This window comes from Massilia sp. IC2-476, assembly GCF_020707295.1.
Classification (GTDB): domain Bacteria; phylum Pseudomonadota; class Gammaproteobacteria; order Burkholderiales; family Burkholderiaceae_D; genus Telluria.
Window position 1 is genome coordinate 204,207 of the sequence record NZ_JAJFER010000002.1, and the last position, 20,397, is coordinate 224,603.

General features: G+C 65.6%; 17 protein-coding genes. 7 read left to right on the forward strand and 10 right to left on the reverse strand.

Annotated features, from left to right (window positions below):
- Positions 1–45: 45 nt before the first annotated feature.
- Both LK539_RS05765 and LK539_RS05770 read left to right on the forward strand, forming a co-directional pair.
- Positions 46–360 (forward strand): hypothetical protein, encoded by a 315-nt coding sequence (locus tag LK539_RS05765; RefSeq protein ID WP_227799961.1) that lies wholly within the window; start codon positions 46–48, stop codon positions 358–360.
- Between the two features lie 116 nt (positions 361–476).
- Positions 477–2,516 (forward strand): glycoside hydrolase family 97 protein, encoded by a 2,040-nt coding sequence (locus LK539_RS05770; RefSeq protein WP_227799962.1) that lies wholly within the window; start codon positions 477–479, stop codon positions 2,514–2,516.
- Between the two features lie 104 nt (positions 2,517–2,620).
- Here the strand turns inward: LK539_RS05770 and LK539_RS05775 are convergent, their stop codons facing one another.
- Entirely contained in the window at positions 2,621–3,103 is a 483-nt protein-coding gene (locus LK539_RS05775; RefSeq protein WP_227799963.1) for a glutathione peroxidase, read from the reverse strand.
- Positions 3,104–3,271: 168 nt separating this feature from the next.
- Here LK539_RS05775 and LK539_RS05780 point away from each other — a divergent pair, with 168 nt between their 5' ends.
- Complete coding sequence (locus LK539_RS05780) at positions 3,272–7,174, forward strand: DUF4214 domain-containing protein (RefSeq protein WP_227799964.1); 3,903 nt, start codon at positions 3,272–3,274, stop codon at positions 7,172–7,174.
- Positions 7,175–7,306: 132 nt separating this feature from the next.
- On the forward strand, positions 7,307–9,652 hold the full coding sequence (locus LK539_RS05785; RefSeq protein WP_227799965.1) for an outer membrane beta-barrel family protein: 2,346 nt from the start codon (positions 7,307–7,309) through the stop codon (positions 9,650–9,652).
- A gap of 40 nt (positions 9,653–9,692) precedes the next feature.
- On the opposite strand, the gene LK539_RS05790 is transcribed toward LK539_RS05785, so the two are convergent.
- The 5 genes from LK539_RS05790 to LK539_RS05815 form a co-directional block, all read right to left on the reverse strand.
- A complete protein-coding gene (locus tag LK539_RS05790) occupies positions 9,693–10,334 on the reverse strand; it encodes a hypothetical protein (protein WP_227799966.1) in 642 nt (213 codons plus the stop codon).
- A gap of 143 nt (positions 10,335–10,477) precedes the next feature.
- Complete coding sequence (locus LK539_RS24465) at positions 10,478–12,190, reverse strand: methyl-accepting chemotaxis protein (RefSeq protein WP_307729088.1); 1,713 nt, start codon at positions 12,188–12,190, stop codon at positions 10,478–10,480.
- A gap of 22 nt (positions 12,191–12,212) precedes the next feature.
- Positions 12,213–12,680 carry a chemotaxis protein CheW gene (locus tag LK539_RS05805; protein ID WP_227799967.1) on the reverse strand — a complete coding sequence of 156 codons (468 nt, stop codon included), beginning with the start codon at positions 12,678–12,680 and terminating at the stop codon, positions 12,213–12,215.
- A gap of 311 nt (positions 12,681–12,991) precedes the next feature.
- The gene (locus LK539_RS05810; RefSeq protein WP_227799968.1) at positions 12,992–14,128 is read right to left on the reverse strand and encodes a PilT/PilU family type 4a pilus ATPase; all 1,137 of its coding nucleotides are present in this window, start codon (positions 14,126–14,128) and stop codon (positions 12,992–12,994) included.
- Positions 14,129–14,136: 8 nt separating this feature from the next.
- Positions 14,137–15,180 (reverse strand): type IV pilus twitching motility protein PilT, encoded by a 1,044-nt coding sequence (locus tag LK539_RS05815; RefSeq protein WP_227799969.1) that lies wholly within the window; start codon positions 15,178–15,180, stop codon positions 14,137–14,139.
- Positions 15,181–15,260: 80 nt separating this feature from the next.
- Here LK539_RS05815 and LK539_RS05820 point away from each other — a divergent pair, with 80 nt between their 5' ends.
- Positions 15,261–15,962, forward strand: coding sequence for a YggS family pyridoxal phosphate-dependent enzyme (locus LK539_RS05820; protein WP_227799970.1), 702 nt, complete (start codon positions 15,261–15,263; stop codon positions 15,960–15,962).
- A gap of 8 nt (positions 15,963–15,970) precedes the next feature.
- Entirely contained in the window at positions 15,971–16,789 is an 819-nt protein-coding gene (gene proC, locus LK539_RS05825; RefSeq protein ID WP_227799971.1) for a pyrroline-5-carboxylate reductase, read from the forward strand.
- A 26-nt stretch (positions 16,790–16,815) separates the two neighbouring features.
- Here the strand turns inward: proC and LK539_RS05830 are convergent, their stop codons facing one another.
- The 4 genes from LK539_RS05830 to ubiA are packed head-to-tail and all read right to left on the reverse strand — an operon-like array spanning position 16,816 to position 18,704.
- Entirely contained in the window at positions 16,816–17,115 is a 300-nt protein-coding gene (locus LK539_RS05830; protein ID WP_227799972.1) for a hypothetical protein, read from the reverse strand.
- The gene (locus LK539_RS05835; RefSeq protein WP_227799973.1) at positions 17,105–17,482 is read right to left on the reverse strand and encodes a phage holin family protein; all 378 of its coding nucleotides are present in this window, start codon (positions 17,480–17,482) and stop codon (positions 17,105–17,107) included. The genes LK539_RS05830 and LK539_RS05835 overlap by 11 nt, the downstream gene beginning before the upstream one ends.
- A gap of 2 nt (positions 17,483–17,484) precedes the next feature.
- The gene (locus LK539_RS05840; RefSeq protein ID WP_227799974.1) at positions 17,485–17,805 is read right to left on the reverse strand and encodes a YqjD family protein; all 321 of its coding nucleotides are present in this window, start codon (positions 17,803–17,805) and stop codon (positions 17,485–17,487) included.
- A 44-nt stretch (positions 17,806–17,849) separates the two neighbouring features.
- Positions 17,850–18,704: a 4-hydroxybenzoate octaprenyltransferase gene (ubiA, locus tag LK539_RS05845; RefSeq protein ID WP_227799975.1), complete on the reverse strand. Its 855-nt coding sequence runs from the start codon at positions 18,702–18,704 to the stop codon at positions 17,850–17,852.
- A gap of 183 nt (positions 18,705–18,887) precedes the next feature.
- Here ubiA and LK539_RS05850 point away from each other — a divergent pair, with 183 nt between their 5' ends.
- Positions 18,888–20,390, forward strand: a complete 1,503-nt coding sequence (locus tag LK539_RS05850) for a PhoX family phosphatase (RefSeq protein WP_227799976.1) — start codon at positions 18,888–18,890, stop codon at positions 20,388–20,390.
- The last annotated feature ends 7 nt before the right edge of the window (positions 20,391–20,397 follow it).

A 20,397-nucleotide genomic window follows, 5' to 3' on the forward strand; every position in this document is an offset into this window, starting at 1 on the left:
CGTGAACATGCCCATGTATTCCCCATCCGTCCGTGAAGTCCTGCCATGAGCTTCGTTTTTCAGCTCGTTCGTGAAGACGAGGGCATGCCGCCCGCCGTCGTCTTCGAAGAATCCACCACGCCCGGCCTGGTCCCGGTCTGGGAAGCCGTCGGCGTCTACGACGCCCTGTACAACAGCGACGGCAAGCTGGCGCGCGACGTTTCGCGCGCCATCGCCTACGGGCTCGACCGCGTCACCGAAGATGGCTCGCTGGCGCCGCTCATGCCGCCGGGCGTGTCGCAAGCGGAAGCGATCCGTTTCCTGGACAACGTCAACCGCGGCTGCACCACCCATGGCGCGGCCTGGATCCAGACCCGCTAATTCCACTGTTTTCGTGCGCTGGTAGTCGAGTTACGTCTTTTTATCTTACTATGTGGTGCTCAGCCGTATAGGGGGTAGTTTTCCTACGGTGAGCCCCATAAAGACAAGGAGACTCCATGCACGTCCACCGCTTTGCCCTCACGATTGCGGCATCCTGCCTGCTGGCCCTGCCGGCATGGGCCCAGCAGCTCATCGCCAGTGCGGCATCGCCCGGCAATGTCCTCAGCGTGGAAGTGCAGCTCGACGGCATGGGCAAGCTCGCCTACGGCGTCAAACGCCAGGGCAAGGACATCATCGCCCCGTCGCGCCTCGGCTTCAACCTGGCCAATGCGCACAAGCTCGATGGCGGCTTCAGCCTGCGCAAGCAAGCCGTGAGCGAGCATGACAGCACCTGGGAGCAGCCCTGGGGCGAGCGAAAGTATGTACGCAACCGTTACCGCGAGCTGCGCGTCGACCTGGAGCAGAAGAACCGCGCCGGACGCCAGCTCACGGTAGTGTTCCGCATCTACGACGACGGTGTCGGCTTCCGTTATGAATTCCCGGCGCAGAAGCAGCTGCCCAGCGTCGAGATCCTTGATGAGCTGACCGAATTCACCGTGGCCTCGCCGGCGACCGCCTGGTGGATCCCGGCCGGCGAACTGCCGGGTCTCGAAGAAGAGATCCGCAAGGCGCCGCTGAAGGAAATCGGCATCGCCAACACGCCGCTCACCCTGCGCCTGGACGACGGCACCCACATCGCCTTCCATGAAGCGGCGCTGGTCGACTACGCCACCATGTGGCTGCGCAAGGTCGACGGCCAGAAGCTGCGAGCCATGCTGGCGCCGTCGCCGAGCGGCCCGGCGGTAGTGCGCAAGGGCGCCTTCGGCACACCGTGGCGCACCATGCAGATAGCAAGCAATGCGGCCGGCCTGTACATGTCGGACCTGGTGCTCAACCTGAACGAACCGAACAAGCTGGGCGACGTGTCCTGGGTGAAGCCCTCGAAGTTCGTCGGCGTCTGGTGGCAGATGCACCTGAACAGCGGCACCTGGAACGCCGGCCCGAAGCATGCGGCCAATACCGCCAACACGAAAAAATACATCGACTTCGCGGCGCAGAACGGTTTCCGCGGCGTGCTGGTCGAAGGCTGGAACAAGGGCTGGGAAAGCGACTGGGGCCACGGCGGCGCCGATTTCAGCTTTACGCAGCCTTATCCCGATTTTGACCTGCCTGGCCTGGCTTCTTACGCCAGATCGAAGGGCGTGCGCCTGATCGGCCACCACGAGACCGGGGCCAATATCGTCGCTTATGAAAAGCAGATGGACGGCGCCTACCGGCTGTACGCGAAGCTGGGCGTGGACAGCATCAAGTCGGGCTATGTGCACGAGGCGGGAACGGCGCTGTTCACCGGCCGCGACGGCAAGCCGCGCTACGGTCACTACGATTCGCAGGAAGGCGTGAATCACTTCCTGAAAGCCGTCACCGAGGCCGCGAAATACAAGCTCTCGATCGACACCCACGAACCGGTGAAGGACACCGGTCTGCGCCGCACCTACCCGAACTGGCTCACGCGCGAAGGCGCGCGCGGCGTCGAATACAACGCCTGGGGCAATCCGCCCAACAGCGTGGACCACGAGGCCAAGCTGGTGTTCACGCGCATGCTGAGCGGGCCGATGGATTACACCCCGGGTGTCCTGAGCCTGGTGGGGGCGGACGGCAAGACCTTCAATTCGACCCAGGCCAAGCAGCTGGCCAATTACGTCGTCATTTATTCGCCGATCCAGATGGCGGCCGACCTGCCGGAGAACTATGCGAAGTACCCGGCAGCCTTCAAGTTCATCCGCGACGTGCCGACCGACTGGCTTGAGACCCGCGTGATCAACGGCGAGGTAGGGAACTACGTGACCATCGCGCGCAAGGACCGCGCGAGCCAGGACTGGTACGTGGGCGCGGTCACCGACGCCCAGGCGCGTACGCTGGCGGTGCCGCTCGACTTCCTCGAGCAGGGCAGGCGCTATACCGCGGAAATCTACCGCGACGGCGACGCGGCCGACTACCGTACCGAGCGCCGCTTCGACCTGGTGGTCGAGAAGAAGACCGTCACGGCGGCCGATACGCTGCAGTTGCGGCTTGCGCCGGGCGGCGGCCAGGCGATCCGCCTGACGCCCCAGCCGTAGGGTGGTCGGCTCCGCCGACCGCGCGTTCAACTCCGGTTCGCATCACGACTGCGCCCGAGCTGCTTGAACGCGCGGTCGGACAAGCCGACCACCCTACGTTCCACTCAGAGGACCAGCAGCTTCTCGATGTCGCCCGCAATCTCGTCTGGCGCCGTCTGCGGCGCGTAGCGCTTGGCCACTTCGCCGTCGCGCGCGACGAGGAACTTGGTGAAGTTCCATTTGATCGCTTCCGTGCCCAGCACCCCCGGTTTTTCGCCCTTCAGGTGCTTGAACAGCGGGTGTGCGCCTTCGCCGTTGACATCGACCTTGGCGAACATCGGGAAGCTCACGCCATAATTCTTCTCGCAGAAGGCGCCGATCTCGGCTTCCGTTCCCGGTTCCTGCTTGCCGAACTGGTTGCAGGGGAAGCCCAGCACCACCAGCCCGCGCTCGCCGTACTGGCGGTACAGCTCTTCCAGTCCCTTGTACTGCGGTGTGAAGCCGCAGGCGCTGGCGGTGTTCACGATCAGGAGCACCTTGCCGCGGTAGGCCGCCAGGTCGACCGGTTTGCCGTCAAGCGCGCTTGCCTGGAAATCAAAGACGTTCATGCCGAACTTTCATGGTGGATTGATGTGAAAAGTATACGCCAAGCCTGCCGATGTCGCCGCGCTGCGACGCTATCGGCGGGATGGTGGAAATGTGTGTAGTTTCGTCCTGGGCGCTCTGATAATCTTGAACGCTTCCCTACTGTCCAGCACGGCCCGACCCTGCCCGCCATGTCCACACATCTCGCCAGTTCCGCCGCCGTCGACACCTTCGGACCTTACATCATGCAGGCGCCGCGCGACGGCAGCCTGGCTGACGGCAGCTTCGTCATCCGCTTCAACGAGGCGGTGCAGTTCGGGACCGGCACCCTGATCCTGCGCACCCAGGGCGGCACGGTACGGACCGAGGTGCTCGCCGGCAGCCCGTATGTCACCCTGTCCGGCGACACCCTGACCTACAAGCCGCCACAGGCGCTGCAGTACGGGACCAGTTACAGCATTGAATTCAGCAGTACCGCCATCAGGGACCTGGCCGGTAATTTCTACGTGCAGGGCTATCCCTCGCCTGCCAGCTTCCGCACCGGCCTGAGTCCCACCGCCATCCAGTTCAATGGCACCGACGGGGCGGACATGGTCCACGGCAGCGAACTCGCCGACACCCTGTCCGGAGGCGGCGGCGCCGACACCCTGTACGGCTATGGCGGCGACGATGCGCTGAACGGCGGCGACGAGCCGGACGACAGCGACGGCGACATGCTCAGTGGCGGCGAGGGCAACGATACCCTGAGCGGCGGCGCCGGGCGCGACCGCCTCAGCGGCGGCGGCGGCAACGACAAACTGTACGGCGGCAGTGGCGACGACGTCATGTTCGGCGATGGGGGCGACGACGTGCTGGAAGGCGGCGACGGCCGCGACACGCTCACCGACTCCGGCCCGGGCGTCAACCGCCTGCTGGGCGGCGCCGGCGATGATTTCCTGACCTTCGAAAACCAGGCTACCGGCCTGCTGGACGGCGGCGCCGGCGACGACCGCCTGACCAGCGCAGGCGGCACGCTGGTCGGCGGCGGCGGCAATGACCAGTTCACCATCTACGGCGCGCTGGGCGAGGCCGCAGCCACCAGCGCCGATGGCGGCGACGGCGACGACCGCTTCCTGCTGCACATGGACGGGAGCGGACAGCTCCTGGTCACCGGCGGCGCCGGCGCCGACGTCTACGCGCTGGCCCGCATGGTCAACGAGTCGCAGCAGCGCTATGCGACGGTGCTCGATTTCACCTCGGCTGACCGGATCGACATCACCGAACTGATGCCCTTCAGCGGTAATCCGTTCCAGACCGGCGTCGCACGGCTGGCTGCGGCCGACGGCGGCACGCTGCTGCAGGTGAAGCTGAGCGCGACCAGTGCGACCTGGCTCACCGTGCTGGAGCTCAAGGGCGTCCAGCCCGCGCAGCTGGGCGCCGCCAACTTCGTCGGCGCCTTCGATCCGCAGGGCGGCACTGTCGGCATCACCATCCAGGGCGGCGCCGGCGACGACACGCTGCAGGGAACGACCCTCGACGACAAACTGTACGGCAACGGCGGCAACGACCACATCGACGGCGGCGCAGGCCAGGACCTGCTCGAGGGCGGCGCGGGCGACGACCGCCTGGTCGACCGCGACGGCGACAACCGCCTGCTGGGAGGCGAGGGCAACGATGTCCTGGAGGCCGGCTCCTCCGGCACCAACCTGCTCGAGGGCGGCGACGGCAACGATACGCTGTTCGGCGGCAGCGGCAACGACACCCTGGCGGGCGGCGCCGGCAACGACCGCTTCTATGTGGACTGGCGGACCTGGCACCCGGCGCATGCGGTGAGCATCGCCGGCGGCGACGGCGACGACCGCATCGAGTTTTCCGGGTACGCCGATCCGCAGCGCATGGTGACCCTGAGCGCCAGCGGCGGCAGCGGGGCGGACGAATTCGTCATCCGCACCGTCCAGCCGGGCCTGACCATCACCGACTTCGGCAGCGGCGACCGGCTCAACCTGCTGGAGCTGCTGCCGTCGAACGTGTCGGGCAATCCCTTCGGCGCCCTCGGCTACCTGTCGGCGCGCGAGCAGGGCGGCAATACCCTCATCTATCTCGACCGCGACGGCGCGGCTGGCAACAGCTTCGGCTTCACGCTGGCGTTCACCCTGGCCGGCGTGGCCCCCGCCGCCCTGGGCGCGGCCAGTTTCACCGGTGGTTTCGGCACGGATGGCTCGAACCGCGGCATGGTCCTGACCGGGACCGCCGGCGCCGATACGCTCATCGGCGCCATGCTGGACGACACCATCAGCGGCGGTCCCGGCTCCGACCTGCTGCAGGGCGGTGCCGGCCGTGACACGATCGACGGCGGCGACGAGAGCGGGGCCGGAGACCAGATCGATGGCGGCCTCGGAGACGATCTGCTGCACGGGAACGGCGGCGCCGATCTGCTGCGTGGCAGTGCGGGCGACGATACCTTGTACGGCGACGCCGGCAACGACACCCTGGACGGCGGCAGCGACAACGACAGGCTGTTCGGCGGCGATGGCGACGATGTGATCGAAGACTACTACGGCGTCAACCTGCTGGAAGGCGGCGCCGGCAATGACCGCATCCGCGGCGGCAACGACAACCAGTCTGCGAGCGGCACGGTGATCGACGGCGGCGAGGGCGACGACACGATAGAGGCCGGGGTCACGGCCGATAGGGTGGCCGGCGGCGCCGGCGACGACACGATCCGGCTCGAACTCGGTGCGATCAGGAAGTTCGAGACCGCGATGCAGGTGGATGGCGGCGCCGGCAGCGACCTGATTACCGTTGTCGGCAGCCACTTCAGCTCACGCGCCGCGACGCTCGCCACCGGCGCCGGCAGCGACCGCATCGTGTTCCAGGGCTCGGCGCTGCCGGTGCTGACCATTACCGATTTCCAGGCCGGCGCCGGCGGCGACTGGATCGATGTCTTTTCGCTGGTTCCGTCGACCACTACCGGCAATCCGTTCGCGACGGGCGGCGGCCTGCGCCTGGTGCAGGACGGCAGCCGCGTGCTGCTCCAGCACGACGGCGACGGCGCAGGCCCGCAGGCCTTCGAGACGCGCATCGTGTTCGAGGGATCCAGCCTGGCTGCGTTCAGCGGGGCCAATTTCGCCGAGGGCGCGCGTCCGGACGGCAGCACGGGCGGCCTGGAGCTGCTCGGCACGGGCGGCAGGGACCAGCTGACCGGCAAGCGTCTGGACGATACGATCCGTGGCGGCGACGGGGACGACGAGCTCTATGGCGCCACCGGCAACGACAGCCTGTACGGCGACGCCGGCAAGGACTGGCTCGACGGCGCCGATGGGAACGACAGCCTGTTCGGCGGCGCCGGAGACGACACCCTGCTCGACGGCAGCGGCGACAACACCCTCGACGGCGGTGACGGCGACGACCTGCTGTCGGCCTACGGCGCCGGCGTCAACGTGCTGCGTGGCGGCGCCGGCAACGACCGCCTGTCGCTGGCCGACCGCGGCACGCTGGAAGGCGGCAGCGGCAACGACATCCTCAATGGAGGGAAGGGCAATGACCTGCTGTCCGGCGGCGAGGGGATCGACACGGTTTCCCTGTCGGGCAAGCGCGCCGACTACGGCCTTGTGCGTGCGGGCGACGGCTACCAGCTCGCCGATCGCCGCGCCGGGGGCGGGTCCGACGGCACCGATACCCTGAGCGGCATCGAACGGCTCGATTTCGACGACGTCGACCTGGCGCTGGACATCGACGGCGCTGCCGGCCAGGCCTACCGCCTGTACCGGGCGGCCTTCGACCGCCCGGCCGACCTCCCCGGCCTCGGTTACTGGATCGGCGTGATCGACCGCGGCGCATCCTTGCAGGCCATCGCCGCGGGCTTCGCATCGTCCGACGAATTCAAGACCCTGTACGGGACGGCGCCGTCGAACGCCGACCTGGTCGGACGGCTGTACCAGAACGTCCTCCACCGCGCGCCCGAGCAGGCCGGATTCGACTACTGGGTCAAGCTGCTCGATACCGGGGTGCTCGGCCTGCGCGACGTGCTGGTGTACTTCAGCGAGAGCACCGAGAACCGCGACGCCGTGGCAAGCCTGATTGCGGACGGCATCCCCTACCAGCCCTACGGCTGACGATCGGGCGCGCGGCGCGTGTATGCATATGCATGCACGTTTCGCGCAAGACCATGCTTGTTATCTTTTGTTACAAACATTAAGAACTTGGCATGAGAGAATCGCGGTCGCCCTTACTGCCGAGCTTCTTTCATGCCTACCCACCACCAAGTCGTCCATCTCCGCCATCCCCGCCGTCGCCTGATCGCGCATCTCGTCGCGGGCACGCTGCTGTTCCCGCTCGCCGCAGGCGCGCAACAGGCGTCCACCGCGCCGGAACAGCCGAAGCAGCCGGCCGGTGCGCCCGTGCAGGCACAAGCACCGGCGCAGGGACAGGCGCAGGCCCCGGCCCAGGCGCCGGCCGTCGAAGCCACTGTGACGGTCACCGCCACCAAAACCCAGAACCGCATCGACCGCCAGACCTATGACGTCAAGGCCGATCCGGCAACCTCGAACGACAGCGTGGCCGATACCCTGAACAAGGTGCCGGCGGTTGCCGTCGACGCCGACGGCAACGTCACGCTGCGCGGCCGCCAGAACGTGCAGATCCTGGTGGACGGCAAGCCGTCGGCGATGATGCAGGGCGAGAACCGCGCCGCCGCGATCGCGGCACTGCCGGCGGCCGACCTGGACTCGGTGGAAGTCATCAACAACCCGGGCGCGCAGTTCGGCAACGAAGGCGGCGGCGGTCCGATCATCAACCTGGTGATGCGGCGTGAGCGCAGCCCGGGTGGCTTCGCAGTCCTGAACGGCAACGTTGGTACTGAAGGGCGCTACAACACCTCGAGCTTCGGCAGCTATACGAGCGGCCGCTACACAGTGCAGGGCAGCGTGTTCCGCCGTGTGACCAAAGACGACGCTGAAAGCGAGAACCGCCGTGAGCGCATCGATCCGGTAACCGGCGCGATCGCGCCTAGCGAGCAACAAACCAGCAGTGTCAATCGCAGTGAATCGACCGGTATGAACGGACAGGTGACCTACAACCTGGGCGACAAGGACGTGGTGGGCGCCGGCGTGAACTACATGGAGAACTTGCGAGAGGGCGAGTCCTCGCAACGCTATCGCAGCACCACGGCTGCCGGCACCATCGATAATGAATACACGCGTCGGGGACTGAACGAATTCAAGAACCGCAATTACGGATTCAACGCGCGCCTCGACCACAAGGGCGACGCACCGGGCGAAATTTTCAAGCTGGACCTGCGCCTGTCCGGCACGGACTTCGACAATGGTTCACGCTACTCCAATGCCTACACTGTGCGTCCGCCCAGCGCCGGCGCGGCCGACAGCCGCCAGGCCAGCCTGACCGACACCCGCATCGCCGATTTCACCGGCGACTACGAGCTGCCGGGTGCGCACGGCGTATTCAAGATGGGCTACAAGGTGGCGCGCAACAGCAGCGCCTTCGACAACGCCTACTTCGACATCAACGGCAGCACCGGCGCCGAGAGTGTGAACCGCAACCGCACCAACCGCTTCGAACTCGACGACACCACCTACGCCCTGTACGGCAGCTACCAGTGGCGCGTCAACGAAAAGTGGGGCGTGCTGGGTGGCCTGCGCGCCGAATATGCGGACCTGGACATGAACCAGGTCACCACCGGCCAGCGGGTCAGCAACCACTACTTCGACGCGATCCCGAGCGCCTTCGTCACCTATGGGCTGTCGGACGACACGACGCTGCGCCTCAGCTATGCGCACCGTATCCGCCGTCCAGGCGCGGGCGAACTGAACCCCTTCGTAATCTATCGCGACGAGCTGAACATCTCCTCGGGTAACCCGAACCTGCAGCCGACCAATACCGACTCGCTGGAGCTCGGCGTCGAGACCAAGCTGGGCAAGGTCGACACCAACGTGCGCCTGTACGCGCGCCGCGACTCCGACCTGATCCAGGAGCGTCGCTTCGTGCTGGCCAACGACGTGCTCCTGACCACGCGCGAGAACGCCGGCAGCGCCCGTTCCGGCGGTATCGAGTTCAACTTCAGCGGCCGCGCCACCGAGAAGCTGATGATCAACGTGAACGGCAACGTCGGCTACGCCGAACAGGACGTGCTGGGCAGCGTGAACGCCGACAAGCGCAGCGCCACCTCGATCAGTGGCCGCGCGCGCATCGCTTACCAGATGGACCGCGCCAACAGCTTCGCCCTGATGCTCAACGCACAAGGCAAGACCCTGTTCGGCGAAGGCTACCGCCAGCCGGTGCGCACCGCGGACTTCAACTACCGCCGCACGCTGACCCCGGCGCTGAGCCTGGTCGTCAACATCAACGACCTGTTCGATTCGCAGAAGACCGAGACCATCACCGAGACCGACCGCCTGCGCGAGTACAGCGTGCGCCGCGGCAGCGGCCGCATGGCCTATGTCGGCTTGTCCTACCGCTTTGGCAGCTTCGGTAACGCCGGCGGCAATCGCCGTCCGATGTTCATGGGGCCGGGCGGTCCTGGCGGTCCAGGTGGCCCGGGCGCCGGCGGTCCGGTGTTCATCGGCCCAGGCCGCTAAACCGGCATAAAAAAGGGTGGCCCCGAGAGGCCACCCTTTTTCATTGTGCCGTACTGCGCTGGAAGGTCGGCTGGAACGGCACCTCCGGCGCCGTGCACTGCTCGACCCGCTTCGGCTTGCTTCCGTCATTCTTGCGTTCGTAGCATTCGTCGAACACCGAGCAGTAGCAGGCGGACAGGTCGATGTGCTTCATCGCCTCATGCAGGCCGTCGAACTGGACGCTCGGTGTATTCGGCTCTACCCATGACATCATGACCAGCGATGCTCCCGGCCGGATCAGCGCGTTCGACACGTTGCCACGCGTGTGCAGGCCATTGCCCTTCGCGTCCTTGCTGCAGCAGGCCTCAACCAGCGCCTGCATGTCGCGCATCGGCTTGTCCTTGTACGTCAGTTCCACCCATTCCACGCGGGCAGGGCCGATGCCTTCGTTGAGCAGCTCGTATTCGAACTTGCGCCGGATCTCGGATTCGGCGCCGTTCTGCGGGATCACGTGGGTCGAGCGCCCGATTTCGAGGTAGGGATAACTGTTCGATGCCACCAGCTGCTCCATCGAGTGCGCCGAGTGCAGGCCCAGCCAGAGCGACACCAGCGAGACGACGCCGGCGGCGACGCCGAGGGTGATGTCGAGCCAGCGCAGGCCGGTGCCATGGGGATGGTGGTGGTGATGGCTTTCGTGTTCCAAAGGCTGCTCCGAAGCGTGGTCAAAAGTTAAATTCTAGCAACTCAGACCGGCGGGCAGTGAAAGCGGGAAAAAGAATGCGGCCGGCATAGCGGCCGCACTGGCCGCGTGCAGGACGCACGCGGCGGAGGGGGATGACGGGCGGCTTAGAACGTTTCCCATTCCTCGTCGCGCACCTCGGCCGTCGGAGCCGCCTTGCGCGCTGCCGGACGCGCTGCCGGACGCACGGCCGGCGCGGCCAGGCGGGTGGCGACGCTGGCGCGTGGCGCCGGGGCGGTCACGTTGCGTGCCTGTGCCTGCGCGTCGAGCTTGAACACCGACACCAGCTGGGACAGCTTGCCGGCCTGGTCCTGCAGCGATTCGGCCGCCGCTGCGGCTTCTTCCACCAGCGAAGCGTTCTGCTGGGTCACCTGGTCCATCTGGCTGATCGCCATGTTGATTTGCTCGATGCCCGAAGTCTGCTCCACGCTGGCGGAGCTGATCTCGCCCATGATGTCCGTAACGCGGCGTACGCTGTCGACGATCTCGTCCATCGTAGCGCCGGCCTGGTCGACCAGTTTGGCGCCGACATCGACCTTGCTCACCGAATCGTCGATCAGGACCTTGATTTCCTTGGCCGCCGCTGCCGAGCGCTGCGCCAGGGTGCGCACTTCCGATGCCACCACCGCGAAGCCGCGGCCCTGTTCGCCGGCGCGCGCCGCTTCCACCGCCGCGTTCAGCGCCAGGATATTGGTCTGGAAGGCGATGCCGTCGATGACGCCGATGATGTCGACGATCTTCTTCGACGAGTCGTTGATCGAGGCCATGGTATCGACCACCTGCGAGACCACCATACCGCCGCGCCCGGCCACTTCCGAAGCGGTGGCGGCCAGACCGTTGGCCTGGCGCGCATTGTCGGCGTTCTGCTGGACGGTCGAGGTCAGTTCTTCCATCGAGGACGCGGTTTCTTCCAGCGAGCTGGCCTGCTCTTCGGTGCGCGAAGACAGGTCGAGGTTGCCGGTGGCGATCTGGCTCGAGGCCGAGGCGATGGCATCGGTGCCATGACGGACTTCGCCGACGATCTGTGCCAGGCTGTCGCGCATGCGCTTCATGGCGAACAGCATGCTCGACTTGTCGCCATCGCGCAGTGCGACCTCGACCGTGAGGTCGCCGCCGGCAATGCGGCTTGCGATATCGCCGGCATAGGCCGGTTCGCCGCCCAGCTGGCGGGTCAGGCTGCGGGTGATCAGGACGCCCAGGCCGACACCGACCGCGGCGCTGCCCAGCACCAGCAGCAGCATCATCGTGCGGCTCGACTGGTACAGCGAGGCGGCGTCCTCGGCGGCAGCGACGGCATTCTCTTCCTTGAGTTTGCTGAGCTCGGTCATGCGGTTGTCGGCCGCGTTGGCCGCCGGCGCCACGGTGCCGAACAGGTAGTCGATCGAGGCCCGGCTTTCCTGCAGAGCGTCGGTCTTGACCAGGGCCACGGCCTGCGCGACGCGCGTCTGGTACTCGTTCACGTCGGCTTCCACCTGCGCGAACACGCGCTTGCCTTTTTCGGTATAGAACAGCGCGCGCGCCTTGTCGAGGTTGGACTTGAGCAGGCCGCTGTCCGCTTCCAGCTTGGCCAGTGCCGCCTGGCGCTGCTGGTCGGACGAGGCCAGCATCACGTTGCGCAGTGTGCGGCCGACGTAGATCAGGTTGATGTTGGCTTCCTTGACGTAGGAGATGCCGAGCAGCTCCTTTTCGTACAGCGCCTTGGTGCGCTCATTCATCTTCGACATGTTGAAGATGCCGATGGCGGCCACGATGGCGCCAAGCAGGGTCAGGACCAGAAAGCCTGCGATCAGTCGGGTACCGACTTTCATTCGATTAAACATGTTGTTTCCGTAGATATAATTGTTATGCGGCGAGGCGTTCGACCAGGCCGAGTTCTTCCGACGACAGCAGGCGCTCGATGTCGAGCAGGATCAGCATGCGTTCGTCAATGGTGCCGAGGCCGAGCAGGAAGTCGGTCTCGAAAGCGCTGCCCATCTGCGGCGCCGGACGGATGTCGTCGGAGCCGAGACGGACCACGTCGGAGACACCGTCGACCATCATGCCGATCACCCGGTTGGCGATATTCAGGACGATGACGACATCGGCTGCGCCCTTGGCCGGGACCGGCATGCCGAAGCGCATGCGCAGATCGATGATTGGAACGATCACGCCGCGCAGGTTGACGACACCCTTCACGAATTCCGGGGCATTGGCGATCCGGGTAACCGGATCCTGGCCACGGATTTCCTGCACTTTCAGGATGTCGACACCGTACTCTTCCTGGCCGAGCGTGAATGCCAGGGCTTCAAGGGTCGTTTCTTTAATGGTCATGTGTCGATTGAGTAGCGAGCCGGCGAATGACGGCACTCGACGCAACGATATCAATGACGATAATTAGTTCCAAGTAGAAACATTTGTGACCATGTGTCACTATTTTGAGCGTATTTGGTGCATTTTTATTCCAAAATGGTGCAATTCACCCTGATCTTCTCGTAAATATGCTGATGTAAGTGGTCGGGCCAATTTAGGTTTTCTTTGAATCTGTTACAAACCTACAACAGTCATTGTCAGATTGTCGGGCACGGTGCCGCAAAACGAACGGGGCGCCGTGGCGCCCCGTTCGCGGTCTGGCAAGGCCAGAATCAGACGATGCCGAGGTGGTCCATCCCGGCCGAGAAATCGCGGTTCTTGGCGTGTTTGGAATTGAGCTTGATGTTCAGGCGCAGGTCGTTTACGGAATCGGCATTGCGTAGCGCATCTTCGTAGCTGATCTTGTCCGCCTCGTACAGGTCGAACAGGGCCTGGTCGAAGGTCTGCATGCCCAGCTCGCGCGACTTCTTCATGATCTCCTTGATCTCGTGGACATCGCCCTTGAAGATCAGGTCGGAGATGAGCGGGGAGTTCAACAGGATCTCCATCGCCACCACGCGACCCTTGGCTTCCTTCTTCGGGACCAGACGCTGCGAGATCAGGCCCTTCATGTTGAGCGACAGGTCCATCAGGAGCTGCTGGCGGCGTTCTTCGGGGAAGAAGTTGATGATGCGGTCCAAGGCCTGGTTGGAACTGTTGGCGTGCAGGGTGGCCAGGCACAGGTGGCCGGTTTCGGCGAACGCGATCGCATGCTCCATGGTCTCGCGGTCGCGGATTTCGCCGATCTGGATCACGTCCGGCGCCTGGCGCAGCGAATTCTTCAGCGCCGCTTCGAAGCTGTCGGTGTCCACGCCCACTTCGCGTTGGGTGATCACGCAGTTGCGGTGCGGGTGCACGAATTCCACCGGGTCTTCGATGGTGATGATATGGCCGTAGCTGTTCTCGTTGCGGTAGCCGACCATGGCCGCCAGCGTGGTCGATTTGCCGGAGCCGGTGGCGCCGACCATGATGACCAGGCCGCGCTTGGTCATGATCACGTCCTTCAGCACTTCCGGCAGGTCGAGGTCTTCGAATTTCGGGATGGTGGTGGTGATCACGCGCAGCACCATGCCGACGCAGCCCATCTGCATGAAGGCCGAGACGCGGAAGCGTCCCAGGTCGCCCGGGCTGATCGCGAAGTTCGATTCCTTGGTCAGCTCGAAGCCGGCGGCCTGCTTGTCGTTCATGATGGCGCGCGCCAGGTCGGCCGTGTGGCTGCCGGTCAGGGCCTGGCTCGACACCGGCGTCATCTTGCCGTCGATCTTGATCGCCGGCGGGAAGCCGGCCGTGATGAACAGGTCCGACCCGCCCTTGCTGGTCATCAGGCGCAGCAGGTCGAACATGAATTTGGATGCCTGGTCGCGTTCCATGCCAGTCCTTAGCCTGGGAAGTTTTCGGGGATTTTTGCAGCTGCGCGGGCCGCGGCGCTCGAGATCACGTTGCGGCGCACCAGGTCGGTCAGGTTCTGGTCGAGCGTTTGCATGCCGACGTTGCTGCCGGTTTGGATGCTGGAGTACATCTGCGCGATCTTCGCTTCGCGGATCAGGTTGCGGATTGCCGGGGTGCCGATCATGATCTCGTGCGCCGCCACGCGGCCCGAACCATCCTTCGTCTTGAGCAGGGTTTGCGAGATCACGGCCTGCAGCGACTCCGACAGCATCGCGCGCACCATCTCTTTTTCCTCCGCCGGGAACACGTCGACGATACGGTCGATGGTCTTGGCGGCCGAGGAAGTGTGCAGGGTGCCGAACACCAGGTGGCCGGTCTCCGCCGCTGACAGGGCCAGGCGGATGGTTTCCAGGTCACGCAGCTCGCCCACCAGGATGCAGTCCGGGTCTTCGCGCAGCGCCGAGCGCAGCGCGTTGTTGAACGACAGGGTGTGCGGACCGACTTCGCGCTGGTTGATCAGGCACTTCTTGGAGTCGTGCACGAATTCGATCGGGTCCTCGATGGTGAGGATGTGGCCGTACTCGTTCTCGTTGAGGTGGTTCACCATCGCCGCCAGCGTGGTCGACTTGCCGGAACCGGTCGGACCGGTCACCAGCACCAGGCCGCGCGGCTTCAGAGCCAGTTCGGCGAAGATCTTCGGGGCGTTCAGCTCTTCCAGCGACAGGATCTTGGACGGAATGGTACGCAGCACCGCGGACGCGCCGCGCTCCTGGTTGAAGGCATTGACGCGGAAGCGCGCCAGGCCCGGAATCGCGAACGAGAAGTCGCACTCCAGCACTTCCTCGTACTGCTTGCGCTGGCCGTCGTTCATGATGTCATAGATCATGCCGTGCACGTCCTTGTGCTCAAGCGGCGGCAGGTTGATGCGGCGCACGTCACCGTGCACGCGGATCATTGGCGGCAGGCCGGCCGAGAGGTGCAGGTCCGAGGCCTTGTTCTTGACCGAGAAGGCGAGGAGTTCCGAAATGTCCATTGTCTTATAATCCAGAGCGTGAATGGAGCCCAGGCGAAGGTCCTCGTCTCGACTCAAAATATTTCCTACAGAAAATCATTATGTCCATAATCGCCGAGAACTTGCAAGCTGTCGAAGCGACAATCGCGGCCGCTTGCGCTGCGTCCAACAGGGGGCGCGAAACGGTCCAGCTGCTGGCCGTTTCCAAAACCTTCCCTGCGGAGGCCGTGGTCGAGGCGATCGCTGCGGGGCAGCGCGCCTTCGGCGAAAACTACCTGCAGGAAGCCCTCGACAAGATGCAGGAAGTGGCGCGCCTGCAACCGGAAACACCCGTCAGCTGGCATTTCATCGGTCCGATCCAGAGCAACAAGACGCGTCCGATCGCGGCCAGCTTCCAGTGGGTGCATACGGTGGAGCGCCTGAAGATCGCCCAGCGCCTGTCCGAACAGCGCCCACCGGAACTGGGCCCGCTCGACATCTGCCTGCAGGTGAACATCAGCGGTGAAGCGAGCAAGAGCGGCGCGAGCGAGGCCGAGCTGCCGGAACTCGCGCGCCAGGTGGTCGCGCTGCCCAACCTGCGCCTGCGCGGGCTGATGGCGATTCCCGAACCCACGACCATCGAGGCCGAGCAGCGCGCCGCCTTTGCCCGCCTGCGTGGCTTGTACGAGGGACTGAAAAAAAGCGGCCTGGCGCTCGACACCCTGTCGATAGGGATGTCGGGCGACCTCAAAGCGGCGATCGCGGAAGGCGCGACCGTCGTGCGCATCGGCAGCGCCATCTTCGGCGCCCGCCATTACGAATAAGGAAGCACATGAAGATTGCATTCATCGGCGGCGGCAACATGGCCACGGCCCTGATCGCCGGCCTGGCCGGCCAACTCACCGGCGCCGGCAGCCTGCACGTGGTGGACCCGAACCCGGAAGCGCTGGAGCGCCTGGCGAGCCAGTACGGCGTCAGCACGGCCTCGACCATCGACGTGCAGGTCGGCGCCGCCGACGTGGTGGTACTGGCGGTAAAGCCGCAGCAGATGCGCGAAGTGGCGGCAAGCCTCAAGCCCTTGCTCGGCGCCCAGCCACTGGTGCTGTCGATCGCGGCCGGCATCCGCATCGCGGACCTGGGCCGCTGGCTGGGCGGCTACACCCGCATCGTGCGCTCGATGCCGAACACGCCGGCCCTGATCGCGATGGGCATCACCGGCATGGTGGCGGGGAGCGAAGTGGACGAGGTCCAGCGCCAGGCCGCCGACAAGGTGATGCGCGCGGTCGGGCAGACCGTGTGGCTGAAGGAAGAATCCCTGATCGATCCGGTGACGGCGGTGTCGGGCAGCGGCCCGGCCTATGTCTTCTACTTCCTGGAAGCGATGCAGCAGGCGGCCCTGGAGATGGGGCTGGATGCGGAGCAGGGGAGAACGCTGGCCGTGGCCACTTTTACAGGGGCGGCCCAGCTGGCGGCGCAGTCGGGCGATCCGGTCGAGGTGCTGCGCCAGCGCGTGACCTCGAAAGGCGGCACCACGCATGCGGCGATCACCAGCATGGAGGAGTCGGGCGTGAAGGAAGCGATCGTCGCGGCCATGAAGGCGGCCGCGGCGCGTGGACGCGAGTTGGGCGACGAGTTAGGTAAGGACGCGTAGGGTGGGCGGGTCCCCCGCCCACGCGTTCAGTGTACTTCGAAGCCGCGCCACCTGAGCACAGGCAGCAGCCTCTGGACCAGCTTGTAGGCCGAGACCACCGCCGTTACGCTGCCCACCGCCCATTTGGGTTTGGTGAGGAACAGACCGGCTGCGACGCCGCCCACGATCAGCGCCGTCTTCCGATGGCGCAGCGCGTAGGCCGGAATCAGCCCCAGCGTATCGGGCGAGGACAGCGTGGCGACGTCGTACGCCAGCAGCGCACGCTGGTCGGCGCAGCGCGCCACCAGCGCTTCGCGCCGCGCTGCGAGGGTGGATTCAGATGCCATTGGCCTCTTCTCCCTTCAGGGCCGCGGCGTCCTTGCGCAATTCCGCCAGCGTGGCCGGCAGCATCGGCGGACGTGCGGCCAGGCCGGCGCGCAGTTTCGTCACGGCGAACAGGGTGCCCAGGATGAACAGGACGGCCATGCCGCCCACCGCCGCCAGGCGGTGGGTGTCCCAGAACAGCACCAGCACGAACAGGATGACGAGGCCGAGCGCGAACAGTCCCAGCACCGCCGCGGCCAGGGCCCAGACGAGATAGCCGAGCAGGCGGTGCGCGCCTTCCTGCAGTTCGATGGCGGCCAGCTCGAGGCGCGTGCGCGCCAGGTCGAGCACGTTGGCCACGATCCTTCCAGCTGCCGCCTTGATGCTCATGATTAGCGGCGCGCGATCAGCATGCCGACGACCACGCCGACGGCGGCACCCAGGCCCACCGACTTCCACGGGTTCTCGTGCACGTATTCGTCGGTGACGCGCGCTGCTTCCTTGGTCTTCTCGACCACGGTCTGCTGGTACTCGCCCAGGCTTTCCTTGGCGGTCGACAGGGTCTGCTCGAACTTGGCCTTGGCCGCCTTCAGCTCCTCACCGGTGAGGTTGCCGCCGTTGCGCAGCCAGGCTTCGGCGTCCTGGATCACGGTCTTCAGGTCGGACATCAGTTGCTCGCGGGTGCCGGTTTGGGTAGGGATCTTTTCCATCATGGTAGGGCCTCGTGAAGTGGGTGTTGAATGCCTTTTGTGCAATATTACCTGATTGCATAGTCGAGTGCGACACCAATGAACAGTGCGGCGCCCAGCCAGTTGTTGTGGCGGAAGGCCTTGAAGCAGGCCATCCGCTCGCGGTGGCGGATCAGGGTGTAGTGGTAGAGGGCGATGCCGGCCGCGACCACGATGCCACCCACGAACCACCAGCGCAGTCCCAGGTACCAGCCGCACACCAGGTCGATCGCCAGCGCCGCCCCGTAGCACAGCATGACGGCAGCCACGTCGAAGCGGCCGAAGGTGATGGCCGAGGTGCGGATGCCGATCTTGAGGTCGTCGTCGCGGTCGACCATCGCGTACTCGGTGTCGTAGGCGACCGCCCAGAACACGTTCGCCACCAGGAGCCACCAGGCCACCGCCGGCACCGTGCCCTGCACGGCGGCGAAGGCCATCGGGATGCCGAAGCCGAAGGCGATGCCAAGGTAGGCCTGGGGAATGGCGAAGAAGCGCTTGAAGTAGGGGTAGGTGCCGGCCACGATCAGGGCCGCCACCGAGAGCTGCTTGGTGAGCGTGTTGAGCGGCAGGATGAGCAGGAAGGAGATCAGCGACAGCACCGCCGCCACCATCACCGCTTCCCAGCCGCGGATCTTGCCGGCGGTGAGCGGGCGGTCGACGGTGCGCTTGACGTGCTTGTCGAAGTCGCGGTCGGCGTAGTCGTTGATGGCGCAACCGGCCGAGCGCATGAGCGCCGTGCCGAGCACGAAGATCACCAGCACCTGCCAATCCGGCACCCCGCCAGAGGCCATCCACAAGGCCCACAGGGTCGGCCACAGGAGCAGGAGGATGCCGATCGGCTTGTCGGCACGGACCAGGCGGAAGTAGAGCGCCAGCTTGTTCATGGAGGTGGTCTTGTCAAGCAAGAACTGTTGAGCAGAAGACAGGGATTCTAAAGCCTTTTGGCGCGAGAGGCGGCCCTGCTCGCCGAATTCGAAAAGTTGCCATTTTGTTGTCATGGAGCCGACATTTTTGTTTGTTTAAATGCATCGGCTGCCCCTCTCGACCATCCATTCGGAGATGTACCCATGACTGACAAAGACATTTCGTCCACCCGCCGCAACCTGCTCAAGGGCCTGGCCGGTTCCACCGCGCTGCCTTTCGTCGGCGCCTTTGCCGCGCTGCAGTCGCAGCAGGCCCTGGCCGCCAACGGCGCCACTACCCTGGTCGACAGCCCCTACGGCGCGATCGCCCCGGTCAACGACATCACGACCGGCCTGCCGCTGCTGCAGCTGCCGGCCGGCTTCACCTATAAAAGCTTCGGCTGGCGCGGCGACCTGATGACCGACGGGAAGACCTGCCCCGGCGGCCACGACGGCATGGGCGTGGTCCTGACGCGCAAGGTCGGCCGCAGCACCGAGCTGGTGCTGGTCCGTAACCACGAGATCGGCGGTACCTCGCCAAGCAATTTCCTGAATGCGGTCGGCGTCTACGACAGCGGCACCACCGGCGGTGGCTCGACCAACAAGTTCGGCGGCGGCACCACCAACCTGCTGTTCCGCGACGGTAACTGGGTCAGCATGACCCCGAGCCTGGGCGGGACCCAGACCAACTGTGCCGGCGGCATCACCCCCTGGGGCACCTGGCTCACCTGCGAGGAAGTCGGCTCGGACGCCGTCGGTACCGCCGGCAAGAAACATGGCTACGTGTTCGAAGTGCATGCTGATCCAGCGCTCACCACCGGCCAGCCAATCATCGGCATGGGCCGCTTCGCCCATGAAGCCGCCGCCGTCGATCCAAGCACCGGCATCGTCTACCAGACCGAGGATTCGTCCGGCAAGTCGGGCTTCTACCGCTACGTCCCGGACATCAAGACCGGCGCCCCGGGCAGCCTGGCCATGGGCGGCGTGCTGCAGATGGCCAAGGTCAAGGGCATCAACAACGCCAACCTGGCCAACGTGCCAGTGGACTCGGTGTATGAGCTGGAATGGGTCAGCATCGCCGACCCGGACGCCAACCGCGGCGACGCCACGGGGCCGAGCGGCGTGCGCATCACGGGCGCGGCCGGCCCCTTCGTGCAGGGCTGGGTGCAGGGCGCGGCGCGCATGAACCGCGGCGAGGGCATCTGGTACGCCCAGGGCAAGATGTACGTGATGGACACCTCGGGCGGCGCGGTCCAGCGCGGCAGCATCTGGGAGCTCGACCTGGCGACCCAGCGCCTCAAGTGCATCTACTCGAGCCCGAGCCAGCTGGTGGGCAACATGGGCGACAACCTGACCGTCAGCCCGCGCAACGCCATCCTGATCTGCGAAGACGCTTCGACCGCCGCCACCGACCCCTTCGGCTTCGGCCAGCGCCTGATGGGCATCACCGGCCAGGGCGACGCCTACATCTTCGCCAAGAACAACATCAATCTGACCAGCGCCCAGCTGCAGGGCGCGGGCAAGCTGGGCTCGCTCGCGGGCGACCAGCGCGGCAACGAGTTCGCCGGCGCCTGCTTCGACCCGACCGGCCGCTACCTGTTCGTCAACATCCAGACCCCGGGCGTGACCTTCGCGATTACCGGTCCCTGGGCCAAGGGCCCGTTGTAAGACCTTT

Coding starts and splice junctions, on each gene's coding strand:
- LK539_RS05765 (WP_227799961.1), top strand. CDS start 46: ATGAGCTTCGTTTTTCAGCTCGTTCGTGAAGACGAGGGCATGCCGCCC.
- LK539_RS05770 (WP_227799962.1), top strand. CDS start 477: ATGCACGTCCACCGCTTTGCCCTCACGATTGCGGCATCCTGCCTGCTG.
- LK539_RS05775 (WP_227799963.1), bottom strand. CDS start 3,103: ATGAACGTCTTTGATTTCCAGGCAAGCGCGCTTGACGGCAAACCGGTC.
- LK539_RS05780 (WP_227799964.1), top strand. CDS start 3,272: ATGTCCACACATCTCGCCAGTTCCGCCGCCGTCGACACCTTCGGACCT.
- LK539_RS05785 (WP_227799965.1), top strand. CDS start 7,307: ATGCCTACCCACCACCAAGTCGTCCATCTCCGCCATCCCCGCCGTCGC.
- LK539_RS24465 (WP_307729088.1), bottom strand. CDS start 12,190: ATGTTTAATCGAATGAAAGTCGGTACCCGACTGATCGCAGGCTTTCTG.
- LK539_RS05805 (WP_227799967.1), bottom strand. CDS start 12,680: ATGACCATTAAAGAAACGACCCTTGAAGCCCTGGCATTCACGCTCGGC.
- LK539_RS05810 (WP_227799968.1), bottom strand. CDS start 14,128: ATGGAACGCGACCAGGCATCCAAATTCATGTTCGACCTGCTGCGCCTG.
- LK539_RS05815 (WP_227799969.1), bottom strand. CDS start 15,180: ATGGACATTTCGGAACTCCTCGCCTTCTCGGTCAAGAACAAGGCCTCG.
- LK539_RS05820 (WP_227799970.1), top strand. CDS start 15,261: ATGTCCATAATCGCCGAGAACTTGCAAGCTGTCGAAGCGACAATCGCG.
- proC (WP_227799971.1), top strand. CDS start 15,971: ATGAAGATTGCATTCATCGGCGGCGGCAACATGGCCACGGCCCTGATC.
- LK539_RS05830 (WP_227799972.1), bottom strand. CDS start 17,115: ATGGCATCTGAATCCACCCTCGCAGCGCGGCGCGAAGCGCTGGTGGCG.
- LK539_RS05835 (WP_227799973.1), bottom strand. CDS start 17,482: ATGAGCATCAAGGCGGCAGCTGGAAGGATCGTGGCCAACGTGCTCGAC.
- LK539_RS05840 (WP_227799974.1), bottom strand. CDS start 17,805: ATGATGGAAAAGATCCCTACCCAAACCGGCACCCGCGAGCAACTGATG.
- ubiA (WP_227799975.1), bottom strand. CDS start 18,704: ATGAACAAGCTGGCGCTCTACTTCCGCCTGGTCCGTGCCGACAAGCCG.
- LK539_RS05850 (WP_227799976.1), top strand. CDS start 18,888: ATGACTGACAAAGACATTTCGTCCACCCGCCGCAACCTGCTCAAGGGC.